The organism is Bradyrhizobium sp. CCBAU 21365, assembly GCF_015291305.1.
Lineage (GTDB): Bacteria > Pseudomonadota > Alphaproteobacteria > Rhizobiales > Xanthobacteraceae > Bradyrhizobium > Bradyrhizobium elkanii.
Map to the genome: position 1 here is coordinate 2175069 of NZ_CP030036.1, position 20565 is coordinate 2195633.

Sequence of the window (20565 nt, forward strand, 5' to 3'; positions counted from 1 at the left end):
ATATGACTCCGGATCAAATCCCTGTCGCCTGTTGCTGTCTCGTTCTACGCCGGGAGTGGCTTGACGATGTTTCTCATGGTGGCGAGGCGAGAGTTGGCGAGAAGCTCCTTGGAGTACGCTGTGCCGAAGTAGTCGAGGACGAAGGTGCCAGAATAGCGTAGATTATCGCACGCGCGGATGAGGCTATCGAGTATTGCGCCGACTTGCCCAATGCGGTCGCGATAGCGCGCGCGAATGACATTAACAGCGTTCATCGAATGAACCGCCTCGTCGGCAATTATCTCTCGCAGCCAATGATGAAACGTGTTGTTCCCAAGAGCGTCGTAAAACGGCTTTTCTGCCGCGTAGGCGCGGCAAGTGCACATTTCGTCAAACGCAATCATAACTAACAAGGAGAATTCGTCCTTCAGGTAATCGGTAATCGGACCAAAATCATGCGATCGAGCGCCCAACCTCTCGCGAAGATGCTTTTCGGATCCGTTCGCGACAAGTTCAATGATCCGGATGAAGCCATTGGTGTGGCGCTCTTCATCAATCACCCAGGCGCTGAGAAATGCTGCAGCTTCATCGGTCGCGATGAGATTTCTGGCGGCAAGTTCTTGTTTCAAATGCCGGGCGTCATATTCCGTGTATAAATCAGGCCACAATTTATCCCAACGTGCGCGTATGGCTGATGGTTCGGCGCTGAACATCGCAGGTGTAAGAGCGCTGAACAATTCGCTTGGATTCCAGTCCCGTCGAACCGGCGTGATCATCCCTGTCCCCTAGCCGCGAGCGCTTAAGCGAACGTTTTTGTCTTTCCGAACCCTGGCAAATATTAGCTGCATACGAAACGGCCGTCGCCTCTCAGTTTTGGTGGGGCAAGTCCGGGTCGTACTGTTCTCGGCCCATCCAAGGTTGCGGTCAATGGCCAGCGAAAGTTCATCGCGGTGAGAAGCAAGCCAAGAAGAAGTGGAATACGCGCGTTTACCAGCCGACTGGTTTCGTCGTACTGATCGACACGCATAGCATCGTCAGTCTACCATCGGCCGGTTGCTCGGACTGCACGACGCCTTTGCCGTCACTATATGCTGGCGCGGAGTTCGAGCGATGGGACATGCACCAAGCAACGGTCTGTGCGAGAATGCGCGCTGAGCAGGCTCGGAGCATTGAAGCGTTGGCAATGCTCCCCGATCCACCTTCGTCGCTGTTTAGTACGAACTGCCATTGCCCTTATTCCTGTCGCACTCTGCCCTGTCCGGTGTGATACTTATTATGTCCAGAGTCCGACGCTGCGGATCAGGGCTGCGGGAGCGCTGTATCAAGTACATGTTTTTCCTGTTCGTGGACGGCAAGCCCTCACGATCGTTTGTGGCACGTCGCTTGCTCGGTCGAGAAGTGACAATAGTGGCCTCACAATCATGAGATGGTGTGTGGGCGCGTCAATTAGTGATCATGGGAGACATGCGGGAGCGCTGCTCAGGCGTCGTCTCGTCCATATACAACCATACAGGAGATGGCGATGACGAAAGAAACCGGGATCAACGATGACATCGGCATTGCAGCCGGCGCATTTCAGGACTTCACGAAGCGAGCCATCGGAGCGCAAAGCGAGTTTGTGAAAAAGTACTCAGAGGCCTATTGGCACTGGCAGGAGCGCATTCAAATCGAAGCGACGCAGTTGACAGAGTTCTTCAAGCATGTCTCCTCGACGTCTTCAGCGCCCGACCAGATCGGCATTCTTCAGGGGTGGATGAAAGGCGCCAAGCAGCGGTTCACGGAGGATGTTGTCTATTCTATCGAAGCCGCGAAAGCTCTCACGAATGTCGGACTGCAGGCTTAATTTGGTCTCTGCCGGCGCAAGGTGGCGGTGTCATATGCAAGGTAAGTAACGGATGAATTGCAATGTTACTACACGTGGCGATACAATTATCGATCGCATCTCTAATTACTTTTGAGGTTTTGCGGCGGCGTATAGTGCGGCCGATTAAGGGGAGCCTAGTTATCGGCAAGCCGGCCACTCAAGCGTCAAGCTTTTGCACGCTATTGTTCGCTGCGCGCCAAGGCGTCATCCATCCGCGGTTGTGACCCGGCATCCTCGGTCTCCGTCTTACTTTCTAGCGCAAGCGACAGTTTGAGATTGTTGTGCAACATCGCATTTGAGGGTTCTCTTTCGAGAGCTTTGCGGTATAGCCCTTGCGCCTCTTGATGGCGGCCCTTCTGATCGAGGACAACGCCCTTGGCGTTCAGTGTGCGCAGATCGCCGGGAGCCGCCAAGAGGACATTATCGAGAACCTCAAGGGCTTGATCGGGCGATTTGCGGGCCAGCAGGACCCGCGCAAGAGAGATCGCCGCATCGACATTGTTTGGTTGTTGCTTCAACGTATCGCGCAGAGTTTGCTCATCAGCATCCCGACCGAGGCTGTATGGAATTCGTTCGCGCACGCCAGGATCGATCGCCTTGGCGTCAGCTAGGTCTGACGAGGGCGTCTGCCGCGATGAAAGGGCCGACCTATCCGGGTTAGCGCAGCCTGCGAGCAGAACGATAGCGAGCGAGCTTGAGCACAAGGCTGAGCGAAGGAAGCATGCGCGTCGCCAGAGGCTTATCTCATAGGAATTCATAGGCTATCTCACGACGAGCTGCTGTGCTCTGTTAACTTGCGGCTGGAAGCAGCCCGCCACGCTCCGAGGAAGGAACCCTTTCCTTGGTAGCCGGAAGTTTCACGGACCCAATCGGCTGGACTGTGAACTCCGAGGCGAGATCCTGATAAGACAGAACGGGCAGATCGAGCCCGTTGCGGGTGAGAAAGCCGCGTACGAAGCGCCGGATATCCATCGAGCCGAGAATGACGGGCTGGCTTTGGCTTTGTGCGATGGTCGAATGGATCTGACGGAATTGTGAAAGCAGCTTCTCGCTCTGCCAATCGTCCAGAACGAGATATGGTCCGACAGCGGTTTCGCGCACCGAAACGCGCACTATCTCTTCAGTCTCACGCTCGATGATAAAGGCGGCCACAACGCGGTGGGCATTGGCATAGCGAAAGCAGATCTGCCGCTTCAGGGCGGCACGAACATATTCAGTGAGCAGGACGGCGTTCTGCTCGCGTTCACTCCATTCTGCAAGGGCCTCCAGGAGGAGGCGAGTGTTGCGAATGGGTATCCCCTCGTCGAGCAGACGGCGCAGGACCTCTGCGATCCGAGGAATGGTCGCCGTACGAAGCACTTCCTTCACCAGATCGGCGTACTCCTGCTCCATTCGGGCAAGCAGTTGACGTGTCTCTTGAATGCCTACCAGGCGCTGTGCGTAGCGTGTCAATGTGGAATGGAGACGTAAAGCAAGAATTTCGACCGGACGGTGGTGTCCGATCCCGGCGGCTTTGAGCGCAGCTGCATGGCGTTCTTCGATCCATACGCGAGCCGTCTCCGGATCTTGCCGAAATGGGATGCCGCTTAGTTCAATGTTCGCAATATCATCGTTGAGAACGAGTTGCGTCGGATCGATCACATCCCGTTCAACCGGCACGCTATCGACATCTATCCTGAACTGCGACTTGGACAGGTTCTGGTCAATCCGGGCCGGGATACGCGGAACCGTGATTCCAAGGTCTGCCGATACCGACGTGGAAACGCGCGCGATGCTTTGTTCCAACTCGTCTTTGTCGATTGAATGTGTCAGGTTCGGCGCAAGGAATAACGCAATCGGAAGTGCTTCCGCATGAGCGGCTTGCTTCTGTGCCTGTGCCTGTGCTGGAGCCGGTGCCGAAGCAGTGACGTTTGCGCCTGTCTTCGCGGCAGGCTCGTCGCCTTTCGCGCCGACCTTGACATAGCTTGCGGCAGCGAAGAGCACGGCCAAGATGACGAACGGGGGCAAGGGGAAGCCAGGAACGAATCCCATTAACAATAAGACGCAGGCCGCCAGCCGAAGCGCTTGTGTGCTCGCCGTAAGTTGGCTGACAATATCGGCCCCAAGCTTGAGCTTGGAAGGCCCGTTGACCCGTGTGACGATGGTCGCGGCCGTAATCGACAGCAACAGTGCGGGAATCTGTGAAATGAGCGCATCACCTATCGTCAGCAGCGTATAGTGATGCATCGCGGCATCGAGCGACATATCCTTGGAGAGCAGGCCGATGCTGATTCCGCCCAGCATATTGATGCAGATGACGATCAACCCGGCGATCGCGTCGCCTTTCACGAATTTCATGGCGCCATCCATTGCACCATGAAGTTGGCTTTCTTGCTCAAGTGCCGCGCGCCGGCGACGTGCTTCGTGTTGATCGATATGGTTGTTGCGCAGCTCCGCATCGATCGCCATCTGCTTGCCCGGAAGTGCATCGAGCGTGAATCGCGCTGACACCTCTGCGACGCGCTCGGCGCCTTTGGCAAGGACCATGAACTGCACCATGGTCACGATCAGGAATATGACGATTCCGACAGCGATATTCCCCGAAATGACGAAGTCGCCAAAGGTGTGGATGATGCTGCCGGCGTCGCCCTCCGCAAGAATCAGGCGTGTTGTTGCGATGGTCAGCGCCAGACGAAAAACCGTCGAAATCAGAATGACGCCCGGCAGCGACGAAAAATCAAGCGGCGTGCTGAGATAGAGGGCAACCATCAGCAGCAATATGGCAAAGCCGAGGTTGAAGCCGATAAGCATGTCAATCACGATGATCGGGATCGGCATGATCATCATGCCGATCGCCAGAAGCAGCATCAGTGCGACCATGATATCCGGATGGGCCGGTGCGCGGGCGACGAGATTTCGTAGGTGACTGGCCATGCAAAGCCTTATTGTTTGACCGGAGCCGGGTTGCCCCGCAAGGAAACATAGCGCTTGAAGGTGGCCTGCGCCTCGGCCATGCGGCCAGCCTGACGCAGAGCATGGCTGCGCAGCAGCAGCAATGGCAGACGCGACGATGGCTGATCATCAAGCATGTCCAGCCTGTCCAATACCGATAGCGCTTCCTCGCCGAGGCGCTCCGAGATGAGGGCATAGGCGAGGATGCGAAGCAGCTCGACGTCTTGAGAATGTTCGTGAACGACGAGCCGCAAGAGCGCCAGACTGTGTGCGCTCTGCCCGCACGCAAGGTGGACATAGGAAAGCGTGCAGAGCAAATCGCGCTCGGGCCCAGAGATCGGAACTGCCCGATCGGCTTTGGAAACATTCGACGACCGGGTAGGTGTGAAGTGCTGCACTTCGTGCGGATCTGGCATTGCTAGCCTTGGATCAAGCTGTTGTGATTCTGCCGGAGCAGGATTAAACGCCGCAGCTCCAGCCGCAGAAGCGCAGCCCCTTCGCCTGCCACCGAGCCCTCTGGCGCGGCTGACAGCGCATCGGCCAGACGCTCGAGGAGAAGGCCGTGTTGCTCCGGACGTACTACATGCGAATGACGCAGGCGGGGCGTGACGAAGGAGAGCAGGCTATGCGCGAGATTGGGGCCCTTCAGGCAGGCAAGTTCCGAACTCGTTTCGATCTTACCTGCGTGCTCGGTGGCATCGGTGGGATTGATCCGCGAGATTGGATCGATTGACTTGAGTTCGAGCGCGTTATCGATCGTGCTGGCAGCCAACCGCTCCTGCGCTTCGCGCTGTTGGACAACTGACGTGTGACCCTTGCCGTTTCCATGGACCTTGTCGATGCCGACGCTGCTGGCCTGAGGTGTGGCCGGGGCGATAACAGGTGCATGATGCTCGTTGTTAATTCCCTGAAAGGCGATGCCAGGCTCTACGGACCGCTGCGGCAGCCTAGTCATGAAACGTTCCTTCGTTGGCCGCGGGCTAAAACTCTAATAAGACAAAGCAGCAAGCTGGCCATTGCGTGTCAGCAGCACACGTCCGTCCTCGATCTCCTTTACGGTCCATCCATTGCTCAGGAGTGCACCCGCGAAGTACTTTTGACCAGCAATGACCAGATAAGGGGCGCTTCCGCGCCAAACTGCCTGGACGGCAATTGCGGGGGGCGCCTTCTCCTCCTTGATGGCGACCGCACTGACGAGCGTATAAGCACCATTGCTTTGGACATCGAACCGCTGCTGGACTTCCCGCCATTTAGCGAGCGAGGCAGGCGTAATAGTGCCATCGGCGGTCACAACGCCCGGCCCGGAACTGACTTTGATGCCGAGCAGGCCCGCCGCGTCAACTTCCCCTTGCAGCCGTTGAGCCGCTGCGTCGGTGGCCGGAACATCAGGGGTCGCGAGCGCGATTTTGGGGGCAATGTCCGTGGCGGAGGACGAGGTGCTCAGCGCTGCGGCGCTGTCGAACTGGACAAATCTCGTTGAAAGGGTGCCAACTGCGGCAGAGCTGATGAGGACCAAGGCAAGCGGGATAATCGGTACATGCCAGCGCCCGGTAGAGCCGGCTTGCTGAGTGCCTTCGGTCGAGCAGCGAATGGACATCGCGCCCATATGGATGACGGCAGGAAGAGGGACAACAACGGTCTCATTTGGCGAAATAGGGCCGCGACCCTCGATCGCGACGTCCGCGGCAAGGGCCTCGATCTCGATCGAGCTGATATGCCAGCTGACGCGAAGATGGTGCGGTTCGAGGCCTTGCTCGATGAAGACCAAATCAGCATCGAGGCTGCTGCCAATCAAGCAGGAGCCGCTCCCCGCTTTGCCGGTCAACCCGGAATAACACCCCGACAACACTTCGAATAGCGGGGAAGCTGGTTCATTCACGATCGTCTCCTGAATGAAGAACGAGACCGTACGGCAAAGCCGTACGGTCTGTTGCGACTTCACAGATCATGCGGCCGGCAAAAGCGGGAGGATATAATTTCGTCCCGCTTCATCCGTTACTGCACCCGCTCGTCGGCCACTTTCTTGACGGTCGAGAGTTCTGTCGAGACGACGCGAAGTTCTACATCCCTTTCAGCAGCCTTCGTGCTGCTGGCAGTCAGGGCGGCGAGCTGCCTGTTGAATGCCGCTTCTCCCGCAGCTTCAGCTGCGGCGGAACCCGCGGCTGCAGTAGCAGTACCAGCTGCGCCACCCGCCGTCGAGGAATGAGAAGCACCAACCTTATCAGCCATATTGTCTCTCCTGTTTATTTGAAGATTGCCGCGCCTTGCGGCTCCGATTTTCCTGACGCCGCAACATGCGAGGTCAGGAATCCTCCTCTGTCTCGGCCATGGCGTCGTCGAAACGACCCATTGCACTACTTACAAACTGCATAGCGACGGCGCCGAGAGCGACGTTGAACGCTTGCTGCATAGCAGCGGCTTGCGAGTCAGCGTCTGGACCAGACGCGCCGCCATTTAAGGGAGCGCCTGCACCATGCGATTGGCCATGATCATCGTGCTCGCCAGGCGCCCGAGATCCTTTTTTGCCGCCGCCAGTCGCGTGGAGGTCGGAATCAAGGTGCCCAGCGGCGCTAGAGCTGGAAATGCGCATCGGGTTCTCCTACTTCAAAACTTCGTTCGTGCGGAGGGAGCGGTCGCCGTCACGGCTACTATGGAAGCATTAGCTTTCGACAAGCTGACGAGCCTCAGAAATTCTGTGAGCCGATCTCTTTGATGTTGCCTCTGGACAGGCCGCCTCATATTTCGGCAGTGTGTCGGCGTAAGCTGCAGATCACAGGGTTGGTACAAGACCTCGCCTATGTGGCACTTGATCAGGCAAGCCGTTGTTCATCAAAGCGCAGCGTTGACAAGCGGAATGTAAGCGCCGGACGGATAAAACGGGCTTAAGCTTTGACGTGGCCCATCTCGGGACTCGCCCGGCTTTGGACCCCTCGCAGCTCGTTCGGCAGTTTAGGTACCTCGAACCACGCAGCGATTTGTCTAGATCCTGTCCCGGGCTGCTGCGCCAGGATAAAGTTGCTCATGCGAGTCAGCGATGAAGAGCGATCTTCCATTCCCGCTCGGAGCAGGCCCATAAAAATGGATCACTTTCGTGGACAGCGATCAGGAGGCGCTGGAGACAAGGACCTTGAGCGTCACCTCCATTAATGTGCTCTCGATCCGACGACGTAAACCGGTCAGGCACGCCACTCCACCGGTTCCGTCGCGGCGTGAAGGCATCAACAAGTTTACCGTCCGCGATGGGTGGCGCAATCGGCCCGACGAAATCTTCGCGGTGGCGCACGCGATGTGAGAACGCCCGTCGGGTGCTCGAGTGCAGCCGACAAATGCGCCGGTTTAGCTAGCGACAAGCACGCTCGTCGGTGTAAGCATCGAATATGCTTGCGCGACCTGCGCGGCGGGGACGACCCTACCGCGCAGGCCGCGCAAGCTGGCCTTTCGTTAGCGCCGCTACGACTAGGCGTAGGCACCTGCAGCTTGCGTGCGCTCGGATTCAATCCGTGCCTTGAGGTTATTCAGATAGTCCTCCGCGTAGGACTGGGCCATCGACACCGGCAGATTGATGCCGGCCGTCGCCGCTTCTTGAATTGCCTGCTTCACCAAGCCTTCTCGAATCGCTATCTTGACCTCGGGGCCGGCGATGCAGCCCACGGCCTGCGCCGCAAGACTCAGCCCGGCTTCCTCCAGCGCCTTCTTCATGTTGCCGCCGCTGATCGCGGTGTGCAGAAGATTTGCAGCTTGCGCTTCGGCCTCGATCACCATTGAAGCAAGATCGGCCAGTTCGCCCAGCCCTGGAATGAAGCCGAGTACACCAACGGCCGTCGCTGTCCAGTCGAGTACCTTCGAGCCTACCTTGAGCACGTCATTAATTGCGTGCATGAGGGCGCCACCGTTCTTCTTGGGAGACTTGATGTCGGGCTGATCTGCCGCGCCAATCATCATGTCTGCGGTAGCCTCCTGTTCGGCCGGCGTTTGAGCGGCATGCGTTTTCAATTGCGGAGCGGCGCGGTTCGCACCAGACATGTTGTTGAAGAACTGGTTGAAATCGTTTCTGCTGATGTTTCCGGAATCGACCGTATGGCCGCCGCCGAAGTCGAAAAACTTGTGGTGGGTTTTGTAACCAGTAATCGCGTTGTTCATCAATCCGAACAGCACAGGATCCGAGAGCAGCTGGGAAGCCGCGCTTCGCACCTCAGGGGAAAGGCTCTTGTCGTCCACCATACTCACGAGCTTTTCCCGGGTCAGATCGCCATTTCCAAAGAAAGCGTCCTGGTTCTTGTTGATCGTGTTTAGTGTGCTCAGCTCGGGTCGAGTGAGACTCATCGATGACGAAGCGACCTGCAGGAAGTCCTCCTTGTGGACCTTATCTATCGAGCCGCCGTACAACTGCTTCCATTGATCCGGGTGGTCGAGAAAATATTGAGCCGCGGCGAGGACCTGTGGGGGGCATTTGCCAATGTCGGCGTTGCCGTCCACGATGCGCCTGAAATCCGCAAGGCTCAAGTTCTTGGGCAGGTTATCGGAATAGCGGTAGAGTTCGCGCAAGGCATCGGTCAGTGTCATGACCGATGGCTCACCGTTCCCGGTACCGTCGGATGGCATGTAGTTCTGCTCGTAGATCCGCGCCCGCTGCTCCTGGAACGCGGCAACTTGAGGGTGATGGTCGGAAAAGCCGCTGAGATCGCCCGCTTTGATCTTGCCGCCACAGCGGCCGTCGCCTTGCGAACCGATCGCATAGAAGAGCTCCGGGTCCTGTTGCAGTGCCTCGATCGCCGCCTTTAGATCCGGCGGTGTCGAGGGATCGTTGGCCAAATCTCCCAGAGACTTCCAATCAAGCGGGCATTTGTCCTTGTGGCGGTTCAGCACAGAGACAATCTGCAGTTCCGCATTAGTCAGCGTGCCACCGTTCCAGGTGATCCTTGAGCTTTGTACGGGCGCTTCCGCAATGATTGGGCTGCCGGCAGCACAGGACGGCTGTGGGTCATCCTGATATGCATCCAATGCTGCCCTTATCTCTGGTGGCAGGATACTCCGCGCCTCCTGCGTGAGTTCCTCAGTCAGTTGCTTGGTTGATTCTGTGGAGGCCGTCACTTGCGATGCTGAATGATCGTTGGTCGTGTCTTTCGAGGAGAGGCTGGCCAGCATCGCCTGAAAGCTGGAAAAGTCCTGCGCCGACGAGGGAGGGGCGGGCATTCCGGAGAAAGCCACAGTTGAGTTGGCGGTTGGCGATAGGTCGACTGACATTACACGTCCTCCGATGTAAGTGTGCACCACAAGACGGTCACCGGCGCGGCCCGAGATCGCGACGAACAGGGAGTGTTGATCGGCAGAGTTCAACAGGTCCTACCACTTGCATCCTGTTGCTCAGTGCGCCTTCAGCGCTCAGTTTCGCGACTATCCATGGGAACGCCGCCGTCTAAATATTCGCCCGTATGGTAAAACGGACAACCTTTCGAGAAGCTGACGGCGCTCAGACGATTTCAGGGTGATTGATGAAGTAGTCTTGCCCGCAAGGGACCTGGACGTATTTCAATGCCGGTGCCAGCTTCGCTTAGTTGCGTTCGCCTGGCCTGGTGCCATGTCAGCGAGTTAAAGCTTTACGTCTGCCTATCGGGAGCATTCGTTGATTTGGTCCAACAATCTCGCAAGAGCTCCGGAACACCTTAAGGTGGGCGCTGATTTCGCAGTAGCCACCCCCGCGCCTGCGCCAGAAAAAGTGCTCGCTCTTCTGAGCTGCTGGCTCTTCTGAGCTGCGCATCCAGCATGGTCGGCTCAGATACCGGTCGTCGACCAAGTCCTCGAAAAACTCCATCGTCAGACGCGTTGAGCGGACCCAACTTGCACTGACAAACATCAAAGCTCGGACGCCCGGCCTAAGTCCTTTTGTTCGTCCTTGGCCGCTGCGCTCTTCGACCCTGCATCGAATCCACGTCGCGGGCTCAATACGAGATAACAGTTGGGTCACGCGGTTACGAAGGGCGGACGCAAACTAGCCGCAAGAGCAGGTTTAACGACTTGGGAGACGAATAAGTTTTCTCCTCGCGGTTCGGCCATGTGCGGCACACCCGCGATGGCGAAAGTTGTTGTCCGCGGGTGCCTGCCTGACATCACATTGCAGTTTCTCAGCATGTCGATCTAAGGAATGTGGCGGCTTGGCGAGTGAGGACCAGTGGTGGCGGCACGTCCGCCGTCGAATGATGGCTCGGCGCGTGACGGCGCGGCTCCAAGCTTCGGCCAAATCCGATGCTAGTTAGTTAGATTCGTCCGCTTCATGCGGTCCCGTCAGTTTCTGCTCAAAGCTCCTTGGATTGACCGCGCATGTCTGCTTATTGCCGGTTGAGGCCCGTGTTACTCCTCACAGCGGGAACGTCTCTCATCCTTAAACGTCGAATTTCATCCGTATGACGAGTCTTTTAGAGCAGTTCAAAGGTTCGCATCAAAAAAAATCGCAAGCTGCGATGTAGGATGCCGCTACCTCCTAGCTCGGACAGCTGTTGCTCGAAGCCTGTGGCGTCGTTGCGATACGCGACGGCTTTGCCGTCTCTGAATGCATCAAAGCTGATCGGATTCAAGATCAGTAGTCGGCTTTGCGCCTTGTGCGCGTCGGATACGTAAAGCACCCGCCCATCGTAGTACCATTGAAAATTATAGAGCTTGATCAAGCGGTCGAGAAATTCTCGCGGTGGGAGTTCCGGTAGCCGCCCGCGAATCCGCCCCTTCACCCCAGTACTTACATTGACCCGGATATTCCGATTGTGACCGAATTCCTGTAGTGCGGTCGCGAGGTCCTGATCCAGAACATGTAACTGTAAGGCGTCGATGGCAGCGTCAGCGGCGCGCCGAGCGTCCTGGCGACGTCAGGCAGGTGAAAACAGGAACACATAGCACTTTCTTCAAGATGCAGCCTCCGAGATCGGATGAGTATACCTGCTATTTTCACGACAGGATCGACACCAAAATTCGTCCCAAGTTGGAGGCCGATGCTTCTTCCTAAATGGAAACCTGCCGCGGTCATCGGGTAACGAACGCTCGTCAGCTTTCGGTCAGCTCGCTTCTCTAAGGTGCTGGCCGATTCGCGCTCACGAATGCTGCCAATCTTATCACGCGACAGAAACGGTTCTTCTCATGTTGCCTGCCGTTGCCTCGACCCGCTCTCAACTCGGCCGAATGTATCTCCAGCGGCTGTTCATCGGTGCGGGACCAGTTTCATGAAAATCTTACGCAGGCGGATGCTCTTGTCCGCTTGCCGCTTCTGCTGTCGCATCGGCGGGTGTAAGACCGACCTGTATACCAAAGTGCGGGCGAGTACGAAGGCACTGTCGTCGACTCGCTTGCAAATGAGATGGGAGGAACTGTGTTGCGGATGGATTTTTCGCGTATTAATCGGTCTAAAGCTATATTCCATAATATTTATGCTTCTGATGATCCGAGGGCATATTTCTCGATCCTCGGAGACCTAGATTATATGATTCCGGACGTGGCTGAGCCGGTTGTGCGCCAAATCCTGGCAGCGAAAGCTTCGGCAACCGGCCTTAAGCCCGTCGTGCTCGACGTTGGATGTTCATACGGCATCAACGCAGCAGTGCATCGCTTTCCGCTGACCTTCGGGGGCTTGCGTCACCGCTACGCCCGGCGTGAGATGAGGGCGATCAGTTCTGAAACACTGGTGAGTCTCGATCGCAATTTTTATGCAGCCTGGCCTGATGTCGGGTTGGCGCGCTTTATCGGCCTCGACGTGTCGGTACAGGCGATCAGCTATGCAAAGAGTGTTGGCCTCTTGGAGCAGGGCATCGTCGCTGACCTTGAAAAGGAGGCGCTATCGACGGATAGCGCGCGCATTCTCCGCTCCGTGGATGTTATCATGTCAACCGGATGCATCGGCTACGTTACCGAGAAGACGTTCAGCGAGATTCTCGATGCGACAGAGAAGCAACCATGGATCATCTCCTTTGTGCTACGAATGTTCCCATTTGAATCGTTGGCCGAAGCGTTTGCAAAGCGTGGTCTTGTGACAGAACGTCTTACCGGCGCGACGTTTATCCAGCGTCGCTTTCGCGATGCTGAAGAGTTTGAAAGTTGTTTGGCCAGCTTGGCGGCCCTTGGCGTGGATGCGACCGGCCTCGAATCAGAAGGGCTGTTGCATGCGGATCTGATCTTGTCTCGCCCAGAGGCGGATGCGCGGGCCACGCCTCTGGAAGACGTTGTCACCGTCGCCAGCGGCAGGGGACGGCCGATTGGACCCCGTTACGTTCATGTTGAAAGCAACGAGGGCTTGCACGTTGCGCTGGAGCCCTGACAGTTAAGGACCACTGTGCAGCGCGCGAGTCTCTTCGGCGCTGGATCAAGACGTCGAAAAACAAGGCCATTCTGGTCGAAGGCGCGCCAGGGCCAATGTTGTTCGCCGACGATGGATAACGATTCGTCCAGATGCCATTTGTCGCGGCGAGCGCTGCGATTCAGATCGGAGAGCGCCTTGCCGAATTCCCTCTCTGCTGACGCGCGGTTTCATAGATCGCATCAATGCGACACGTGGGTCAGAATTTCCTCGACTATGCGCAAGCTTAACGGAAACTGAAAGGCAGCCCAAGGCATCTCTGCAGCAAGAAGTGACAGCGGCGATAGAGTGGTCCGGGCGGTCGGTATGTTTTTGCCTTCTAAATCTTGATCTCTCCAATTGACGAATCCCGGCGCGTAGACCTATCTATAGTCAGTCACGGTCTTCCGTTCCCCACATCTTGTAGGGTGGAAGCTAAGAGGGAACCCGGTGCGCCAAAACGGCAACTCCGGGGCTGCCCCCGCAACTGTAAGCGGCGAGCGGTTGTCATCATGGTCACTGGCGCGACACAGCGCCGGGAAGGCCGATGGCCGCAGTGACCCGCGAGCCAGGAGACCTGCCGCGACCGAATGAAAGTCCTCGGGCGGGGTGTCCCGGTGGGTCGCTTGCAGCCGGGGACATTTGCCCGGATTCCTCGCAAGTCGTCCGCGCCGGCCCGCGCCCAACATCGCGGGGTTGCCGATGTCGCCGTCTTACAATTTCGATCAGCAGGGTCATCTCATTGAGCCGCCGCATGTGCAGCCGCGCCCAGCGCAGGCAAGGCCTACCCCGCCTGAGTCGGGTCTTGTCTTGCCATCGCCGGCTCCGCTGCCGCGCCCCCTTGCTCCATCGCCAAGGCGGGCCGATCTCAAGCTCGATCGGACGCGCGACGACCTGTTGACGCCGTTCGGCAAGCTGACGGTGACCGACCGTTACCTGCTCGCCGGCGAATTGCTCCAGGACATGTTCGCGCGGGTGTCTTGCGCCTTCGCGGATGATGTTGCGCATGCCCAACGTCTCTATGATGCGATGTCTCGGCTGTGGTTCATGCCGGCCACACCGGTGCTGTCCAACGGCGGCACCACGCGCGGTCTGCCGATCTCATGCTTCCTTAACTCGGTGTCGGACTCGCTCGAAGGCATCGTCGGCACCTGGAACGAGAATGTCTGGCTTGCCTCTAACGGCGGCGGCATCGGCACCTACTGGGGCAACGTTCGCTCGATCGGCGAGAAGGTGAAGGGCGGCGTTACCTCGGGTATCATCCCGTTCATCCACGTCATGGACGGCCTGACATTGGCGATCAGCCAGGGCTCGTTGCGGCGCGGCTCTGCGGCGGTCTATCTCGATATCCACCATCCCGAGATCGAGGAGTTCCTCGAGATTCGCAAGGCGTCCGGCGACTTCAACCGCAAGAGTCTCAACCTGCACCACGGGATCAACGTTACCGACGCGTTCATGCGTGCCGTGGGCGCCGGCACCGCGTTCGCTCTGCGCAGCCCGAGGACCAACGATGTCATCCGCGAGATCGACGCCCGCCAACTGTGGCAACGCATCCTGGAGAACCGGCTGCAGACCGGCGAGCCTTACTTGTTGTTTATTGACACCGTGAACCGGTCGCTCCCCAAGCACCAGCGCGAGCTCGGCCTCAAGGTCTCTACCTCCAACCTGTGCAGCGAAATTACCCTGCCGACCGGCATCGATCATCGCGGCGAGGAGCGCACCGCGGTGTGCTGCCTGTCGTCGCTCAACCTCGAGACCTGGGATCAGTGGAATGAGAAGCCAGGCTTCATCGAGGACGTCATGCGCTTCCTCGACAACGTGCTGACCCACTTCATCACGGTGGCGCCGGACGGCATGAAGCGTGCCCGCTACGCCGCCTTGCGTGAGCGCTCCGTCGGCCTCGGCGTCATGGGCTTCCATTCGTTCCTGCAGGCCAAGGGCATTCCGATGGAAAGTGTCGTGGCCAAGTCGTTCAATCTGAACATGTTCCGGAAAATCCGTCGCGATGCCGACGCGGCATCCGTGACGCTCGCGCGCGAGCGTGGGCCGTGCCCGGATGCACTGGAACGCGGTGTGATGGCGCGCTTCAGCCATAAGATCGCGATCGCGCCAACCGCCTCGATCAGCATCATCTGCGGCGGGACTAGCGCTTGCGTCGAGCCGATCCCGGCCAACATCTACACCCATAAGACCTTGTCCGGTGCCATCTCGGTGCGTAATCCGCATCTCGCCAAGCTGCTGGCCGCCAAGGGCGCAGATACTTCGGCGACCTGGCAGTCGATCATCGCGCACGAGGGTTCAGTCGCCCATCTCGACACCCTGTCGGAACACGAAAAAGCGGTCTTTCGCACCGCCTTCGAAATCGACCAGCGCTGGATCGTCGAGCTTGCCGCCGACCGCGCCGCGTTCATTTGCCAGAGCCAGTCGATTAACCTCTATCTGCCGGCCGACGTCGATAAGTGGGACCTTCACATGCTGCATTGGACGGCATGGAAGCGCGGGGTGAAGAGCCTCTACTACTGCCGTTCAAAATCGATCTCGCGCGCGGCGTTCGCCGGCAACATCGCTGACGGCGACAACGCGGCGCCGCCGCAGCCGCAGCGGCACACTGACTATGAGGAGTGCCTCGCATGTCAGTGATCGATCTCTCATCCGTCGATCCGCGCACACTGATCGGCAAACGGTGCGTCGGCCTCCTCGACTCGACCGGCAGCTATGACGTCGATCGCTACGCCTGGGCTTACGAGTTCTGGAAGCGCCAGCAGCAGACCCATTGGATGGGCGAGGAGGTGCCGCTTGGTGCCGACCTCAAGGATTGGGCATCGGACCGCGTTACCGACAGTGAGCGCGCGCTGCTCACTCAGATCTTCCGTTTCTTCACCCAATCGGACATCGAAGTCGGCGATAACTATCTTAAGCGCTACATCCCGATCTTCCAGCCGCTCACCGTCCAGATGATGATGGCGGCCTTCACTAATATGGAGACGGTCCACATCGACGCCTATGCGCTGCTGCTCAAAACGCTCGGCATGCCCAAGACCGAGTTCGAGGCATTTCGCGGCTATTCCGAGATGCGTGCCAAGGCGGACTACATGCACGAGTTCGGCGTCGACACAGTAGCCGATGTCGCCAGGACCTTGGCGATGTTCGGCGCCTTCACCGAAGGCATGGCGTTGTTCGCGAGCTTCGCGATGCTGCTCAATTTCCCCCGCCACAACAAGATGAACGGCATGGGACAGATCGTAAGCTGGTCGGTTCGCGACGAGAGCCTGCATTGTGAGGGCATTATCAAGCTGTTTCACGAATGGAACCGAGAAACCGGCGCGGTGACGCGCTCCGTCCGTGACGATATCGTCGACGTCGCCAAAACCATGGTGAAGCTGGAGGAGAATTTCGTCGACCTCGCCTTCGGCCTCGGCAAGATCGAGGGCATGAGGCCTGAGCAGATCCACACTTACGTCCGCTATGTCGCCGACTGGCGACTGACCCAGTTGCGGATTGCCCCGGTCTTCGGCTTCTTCGAAGCCAAGGAGGGCGGGTTCACCCAGCTCAAGGCGCATCCGCTGCCTTGGCTCGTCGAGATTCTCAATGGCGTCGAGCACGCTAATTTCTTCGAGCAGCGCGCCACCGAGTACTCCAAGGCGGCGAGCCGCGGCAGCTGGGACGGCGAAGACGGGGTGTGGGCAGCTTTCGGCCGGACGTAGCCAGACGGAACGGCGCTTTGGAGCGCCCCCGCATTTTCGGACGTTTGCGAAAGTCGGCTCTGCCGCTGCTTGCGGGGCCGCAGCGGACCTTGATCTATGCCGCTCGAAATCATGGTCGCGGGCCTTTGGGATGGACGTGCCAAAGTGGAGGTGTTGAGCACACCTAAGGTGTCCGCCAGTATCGGAGTTCATCAAAAACGCTCCGGCTGGGATGAGCAGAGGCAGCGCGGTATCGGGCAACCGATCGAAGAAAACTGCGCCCGTTGATGTGCCGATGCGCAAATGAACTCAATCCCGGTTTCACGAGGCGCGCGACGTAACCGATGTCCACGCGGTTTGCGCTAAGGCCGCCTGCAATGCGGCTTAAGAAGAATTGGTTGCACGCTAGCCGTCCTTTTGGGAAGGGCGGACGGAAACTGTTTTACGCACCTTAGCCAAAGGGACGCGGAAAAACCTGACTTGAATGCTGCGGGCCGGCGGCTGTGTACGTGACAATCACGCGTGATGGTCAAGGTGGCCGACTCCGCGGCGTCGGTTCATATAAAGTGCAGGGCGGAGAAGGCAAAAGTGAGAAGAGGGCGCACTGGTGATCGTTTGTCTCTCGCCGTGCATCTATCTTGACGTGACCAGGTCTCTGCACTGATCGATTGGGCCTTAAAGTGGGAGCTTGGCAATTTTTCGCCGGCCGGGGGCCGTCACCGACTGCCGTTGCCGTCCGCAATTTCAATCTGTCGGCGCCAGAGACATGGCCCTGCCGAGGCGCGAGCCATGGTTGCTAGTGGGGAGGCCGATCTTCCCCAGAGTCCGCAGGCCGATCTTCAGCCGGCTTCGGGCCAAGGGATCGAGTCCAGCGATGGCGTGAGACGAATGAAGCCCTCTGCTCTGCGTTCGGCTGTGTGGGCACCCCGAGAAGAGTGAAAACCTTTGTGGCGGTCCTTGCTCGGTCTCACTCCGCTGCACTCCAGCATATCGATCTGAGCGCCTGTGGCTGTTTGGCCAATGAAAACCCAGTAATCCTTGGCGAGACGTCCGTCCAACATATGGAACTCGGACAGTTCTGGTGGTGCGGCTTCGGAAGGACCTGGCTGAGACGGTCCGGCTGCAAGGGTCGAGCGTGGGGTCCGGCCTGCAATGGCCCTGCAAGCGATAGCCCGGCATGCGACGGCTAGGCATGCCACGGTCCAGCGAAGGGCCGGCATCCTCATCCTGGCATATCAGATCCTGATCGACACCAGGATGAGCCTCGACCGCCTGCTGGAGAGATACTGCAGGGGACGCGCCGCGTCAGGACAGCATCGTGCGCAAGTCTGCGCCAAGCAGAGATGAATTGAAAATGCGAAGCAGCTTGTGGCGAAGGTCAATGCCTTCTCCATTGGCTCATTGCGAATCCTCTTGACGCTCGTCAGCTTCTCGAAAGCTAACTCTCTTAGCATGAGAGAGCGGATGTCTAGAGGGCGATGCCGCCTATCCATCTTAATGGAGATGCACATCGAACACCCGATGCTCTGCCGGCGGCTCGGAGGGTGCACTCCACACGAGCCTTCGAAACAGTTCTCTGGAGGTCGCAATGCAAATGGCCTTCGTCGAACTATGGCTCGAGCCAAACTTTCAAAGGAGGAGCAGGATGGATTTCAACTCAATCAGCCCAACGAACACAAGCCCGCAGCCCGATTCACCATCAGCGCCCGCGGGTCCAGCGGGCTTTGAGCACCAGCTGCGCGAGGTCGAAGATAGTGCTCTGCCACCTGCTGCGGGATCTCCCGTGCAGCAGGGCAAAGCCTACTCGCCATATCTGGACGCCCGGCATCCCTATTCGCAATATTTGGAGTCGGGGCATCCCTATTCATCACTGTTGGATCGGGAGGATGATCTATATGCGCCGGCTGCGCCCTCCCCCGGGCCATTGGTGGCCGCCAGAGAAAGCTCTCCACAGCCAGGCTCGCAGCAGCCGATCGCTCAAGCCATCGCGGAACTCCCAGAGTTTGATCCTGATCTAATTTGGCAGAATGTGGAAGCCGGGTCATCGCAGGCTGGACCGTCTCAGGCCGGACCTTCGCAAGCCGGGCCATCCTCGTCCGCCGGGGCTGCGCTGTCGGAGCTCACAAATTTCATTCCCGAGGACGAGCGTTTCATAGCCGACCACTGGGTCTTCTGTCCCCATACGGCCTCGGATGCCCAGATCAACATACTAAGGAGGGCCGGCCTCTTGCCTAGCAATAACTCCCGGACCACAAGTTTCACCATGCTGGGTATGCCCCACACAGCCGAATTTCGACAAGAGGGGTTCGTTCGTATCAAACCGTCGATGGACGCGGGCCTCTGATCTGGACAATTACACGGCGAGCGCCCACTGGGTAAGCATTCCATAGCAGCCCGCGGAGCGCGGACATAGTCCGCCGCCAGCAGACCTTCGCGACGTCGCCAACGGCAGGAGCACCTGGCAACGTCCTATCTGGCAGGCTGTCGACTATCTTGGCCATCTTGGCCTCCCGCCAAGATGAATATACTAAATCATTAGTTACGCGTCCTTTCAGAAAATTGGTCAGGCATTGGCGGCTCAGCGAAATACCAAGAGTCCACACGGCCTGGCATGCGCGCCACTGAGCCGCTGCTGAAAGCCGATCGCGTCCGTAGGCGGTTCTGGTGAGTCGGGCTCTCGGCTCGTATTCATGCCTGCGGCTCCGACGCAGTTGGTTCGGAAGCTCGTGTCGACCTTTAAGCCCTCGAGCCCCCGTCAAAACTGGCGCTTACCAACTTCCGCTCGCGCCTAGCGTGGCTGGTTGCCCACGTCCGTTGCGGTCGGGAGCAGGCGCCGCCGTCCAGACATCCGCACGCTCATGCTGGGCGCATTAGCGTTCGAAAAGCTGACGATCGGACGGATTTGAGCCAATACAGATCGGATCGACTTCGGCTGAAGGTGTTTTCGCATCGGTTAGTCACTTCTGGCCCGTGCCAGCCTCCCGCACGGTGCCGTCCTGATGCGGCGCGTCGGGCGAATAATGCCCTTCCGGGCGTCCGTCCCGAATAACCACGCTCGAGGAGCCGCGAAACAACATCAAAACCGAATCCCGCGGCGGCCCTTCGGCGGCGGCAGGATTGCGCCGCGCCTGCGCCTCCGCCACAAGGCCCTTCAACGTCTGGTCCACCAGCGCGATGAAGCGTGGCGGGCCCGAAGCCAGGACGAGGCCATCGCCGGGGGCCGGTTTCACGATATAGCGTTCATCGGAGATGTTGAGCGCATCGAGCGCGGTCTTGAACGCATCGAAGCTGATCGGGCTCAACACCATCAGTCGGCTTTGCGCCTCGTGGGCCGCGGATATGTAAAGAACGAGGCCGTCGTAATACCATTGAAGATTGTAAAGGTTGGTCAAACGCTCGAGGAATTCGCGCGGTGGCAGGTCCGGCATTCGTCCGCGAATCCGGCCCTTCACTTCAGTGCTGACATTGACCCTGATATTGAGATTGTTGCCAAACTCCTGCAGCGCGGCAGAAAGGTCCTGGTCCAAAACCGTGTAGCTATAAGGGGCCGACGGCAGCGAGAGGGGGGCGCCAAGCGCGCTGACCATTCCAAGACAGATGAAACCTCCGGCGTAAAGAATTCTCTTCAATACCATCGTGGATCGGACAAACATTCCTGAAGGCCTTCTGAGAATTAAACTTGGAATTTCGGTCCAGCCTGGACGCCAAACGTGATCTTTAGATGACGCAAGGCGGCGCATCCTCGTCAGGTTTTCGTCAGCTCACCGTACTACGATCTTGATCCGTTCAGTGTC

At 58.4% G+C, this 20565-nt stretch carries 17 protein-coding genes and 1 riboswitch; of the genes, 7 read left to right on the plus strand and 10 right to left on the minus strand.

The genetic code is table 11. The annotated features are described in order from the left end of the window. Positions 1-44 precede the first annotated feature (44 nt). Entirely contained in the window at positions 45-755 is a 711-nt protein-coding gene (locus XI02_RS10250) for a hypothetical protein (protein ID WP_240537185.1), read from the minus strand. A 746-nt stretch (positions 756-1501) separates the two neighbouring features. Here XI02_RS10250 and XI02_RS10255 point away from each other — a divergent pair. Then, complete coding sequence (locus XI02_RS10255; RefSeq protein ID WP_018269940.1) at positions 1502-1822, plus strand: hypothetical protein; 321 nt, start codon at positions 1502-1504, stop codon at positions 1820-1822. 200 nt (positions 1823-2022) lie between these two features. Here the strand turns inward: XI02_RS10255 and XI02_RS10260 are convergent, their stop codons facing one another. The 6 genes from XI02_RS10260 to XI02_RS10285 all read right to left on the minus strand — a co-directional run bounded on the left by XI02_RS10260 (position 2023) and on the right by XI02_RS10285 (position 7003). Continuing rightward, positions 2023-2424, minus strand: a complete 402-nt coding sequence (locus XI02_RS10260; protein WP_225161263.1) for a tetratricopeptide repeat protein — start codon at positions 2422-2424, stop codon at positions 2023-2025. Between the two features lie 208 nt (positions 2425-2632). Then, positions 2633-4756, minus strand: coding sequence for a type III secretion system export apparatus subunit SctV (gene sctV / locus XI02_RS10265; protein WP_026192314.1), 2124 nt, complete (start codon positions 4754-4756; stop codon positions 2633-2635). An 8-nt stretch (positions 4757-4764) separates the two neighbouring features. Beyond that, entirely contained in the window at positions 4765-5190 is a 426-nt protein-coding gene (locus XI02_RS10270) for a hypothetical protein (RefSeq protein WP_050994308.1), read from the minus strand. A gap of 2 nt (positions 5191-5192) precedes the next feature. Further along, on the minus strand, positions 5193-5729 hold the full coding sequence (locus XI02_RS10275) for a hypothetical protein (RefSeq protein ID WP_016847917.1): 537 nt from the start codon (positions 5727-5729) through the stop codon (positions 5193-5195). Between the two features lie 33 nt (positions 5730-5762). Then, on the minus strand, positions 5763-6653 hold the full coding sequence (locus tag XI02_RS10280; RefSeq protein ID WP_026192316.1) for a hypothetical protein: 891 nt from the start codon (positions 6651-6653) through the stop codon (positions 5763-5765). A 116-nt stretch (positions 6654-6769) separates the two neighbouring features. After that, the gene (locus XI02_RS10285; RefSeq protein WP_075968406.1) at positions 6770-7003 is read right to left on the minus strand and encodes a hypothetical protein; all 234 of its coding nucleotides are present in this window, start codon (positions 7001-7003) and stop codon (positions 6770-6772) included. A gap of 862 nt (positions 7004-7865) precedes the next feature. Between XI02_RS10285 and XI02_RS10290 the strand changes: the two genes are divergently transcribed. Next, positions 7866-8066 carry a hypothetical protein gene (locus XI02_RS10290; RefSeq protein ID WP_125459153.1) on the plus strand — a complete coding sequence of 67 codons (201 nt, stop codon included), beginning with the start codon at positions 7866-7868 and terminating at the stop codon, positions 8064-8066. A gap of 164 nt (positions 8067-8230) precedes the next feature. Here XI02_RS10290 and XI02_RS10295 read toward each other — a convergent pair whose 3' ends face one another. Further along, positions 8231-9919: an HrpF/NolX family T3SS translocon protein gene (locus XI02_RS10295; RefSeq protein ID WP_026192317.1), complete on the minus strand. Its 1689-nt coding sequence runs from the start codon at positions 9917-9919 to the stop codon at positions 8231-8233. A 1268-nt stretch (positions 9920-11187) separates the two neighbouring features. After that, positions 11188-11436, minus strand: coding sequence for a hypothetical protein (locus XI02_RS46150; RefSeq protein ID WP_016847924.1), 249 nt, complete (start codon positions 11434-11436; stop codon positions 11188-11190). A gap of 701 nt (positions 11437-12137) precedes the next feature. Here XI02_RS46150 and XI02_RS10305 point away from each other — a divergent pair. From XI02_RS10305 to XI02_RS10325, 5 genes are all read left to right on the plus strand, one after another. Then, on the plus strand, positions 12138-13070 hold the full coding sequence (locus XI02_RS10305; RefSeq protein WP_026192318.1) for a hypothetical protein: 933 nt from the start codon (positions 12138-12140) through the stop codon (positions 13068-13070). A gap of 401 nt (positions 13071-13471) precedes the next feature. Next, positions 13472-13688: riboswitch (cobalamin riboswitch) on the plus strand. 210 nt (positions 13689-13898) lie between these two features. Next, positions 13899-15728, plus strand: a complete 1830-nt coding sequence (locus XI02_RS10310) for a ribonucleoside-diphosphate reductase subunit alpha (protein WP_225161267.1) — start codon at positions 13899-13901, stop codon at positions 15726-15728. Then, positions 15719-16792 (plus strand): ribonucleotide-diphosphate reductase subunit beta, encoded by a 1074-nt coding sequence (locus XI02_RS10315; protein ID WP_162136766.1) that lies wholly within the window; start codon positions 15719-15721, stop codon positions 16790-16792. The genes XI02_RS10310 and XI02_RS10315 overlap by 10 nt, the downstream gene beginning before the upstream one ends. Before the next feature lie 96 nt (positions 16793-16888). Further along, entirely contained in the window at positions 16889-17059 is a 171-nt protein-coding gene (locus tag XI02_RS10320) for a hypothetical protein (protein ID WP_155258801.1), read from the plus strand. A 1300-nt stretch (positions 17060-18359) separates the two neighbouring features. Beyond that, complete coding sequence (locus XI02_RS10325) at positions 18360-19115, plus strand: hypothetical protein (RefSeq protein WP_233475198.1); 756 nt, start codon at positions 18360-18362, stop codon at positions 19113-19115. 613 nt (positions 19116-19728) lie between these two features. On the opposite strand, the gene XI02_RS10330 is transcribed toward XI02_RS10325, so the two are convergent. Further along, complete coding sequence (locus tag XI02_RS10330; RefSeq protein ID WP_026192322.1) at positions 19729-20424, minus strand: hypothetical protein; 696 nt, start codon at positions 20422-20424, stop codon at positions 19729-19731. Positions 20425-20565 lie beyond the last annotated feature (141 nt).

Bases quoted from the DNA above. Each gene is read 5' to 3' on its own strand.
- XI02_RS10250 (WP_240537185.1), bottom strand. From the start codon at position 755: ATGATCACGCCGGTTCGACGGGACTGGAATCCAAGCGAATTGTTCAGC.
- XI02_RS10255 (WP_018269940.1), top strand. From the start codon at position 1,502: ATGACGAAAGAAACCGGGATCAACGATGACATCGGCATTGCAGCCGGC.
- sctV (WP_026192314.1), bottom strand. From the start codon at position 4,756: ATGGCCAGTCACCTACGAAATCTCGTCGCCCGCGCACCGGCCCATCCG.
- XI02_RS10270 (WP_050994308.1), bottom strand. From the start codon at position 5,190: ATGCCAGATCCGCACGAAGTGCAGCACTTCACACCTACCCGGTCGTCG.
- XI02_RS10275 (WP_016847917.1), bottom strand. From the start codon at position 5,729: ATGACTAGGCTGCCGCAGCGGTCCGTAGAGCCTGGCATCGCCTTTCAG.
- XI02_RS10285 (WP_075968406.1), bottom strand. From the start codon at position 7,003: ATGGCTGATAAGGTTGGTGCTTCTCATTCCTCGACGGCGGGTGGCGCA.
- XI02_RS10295 (WP_026192317.1), bottom strand. From the start codon at position 9,919: ATGCTGGCCAGCCTCTCCTCGAAAGACACGACCAACGATCATTCAGCA.
- XI02_RS10305 (WP_026192318.1), top strand. From the start codon at position 12,138: ATGGATTTTTCGCGTATTAATCGGTCTAAAGCTATATTCCATAATATT.
- XI02_RS10315 (WP_162136766.1), top strand. From the start codon at position 15,719: ATGTCAGTGATCGATCTCTCATCCGTCGATCCGCGCACACTGATCGGC.
- XI02_RS10320 (WP_155258801.1), top strand. From the start codon at position 16,889: ATGCCGCTCGAAATCATGGTCGCGGGCCTTTGGGATGGACGTGCCAAA.
- XI02_RS10325 (WP_233475198.1), top strand. From the start codon at position 18,360: ATGCAAATGGCCTTCGTCGAACTATGGCTCGAGCCAAACTTTCAAAGG.
- XI02_RS10330 (WP_026192322.1), bottom strand. From the start codon at position 20,424: ATGTTTGTCCGATCCACGATGGTATTGAAGAGAATTCTTTACGCCGGA.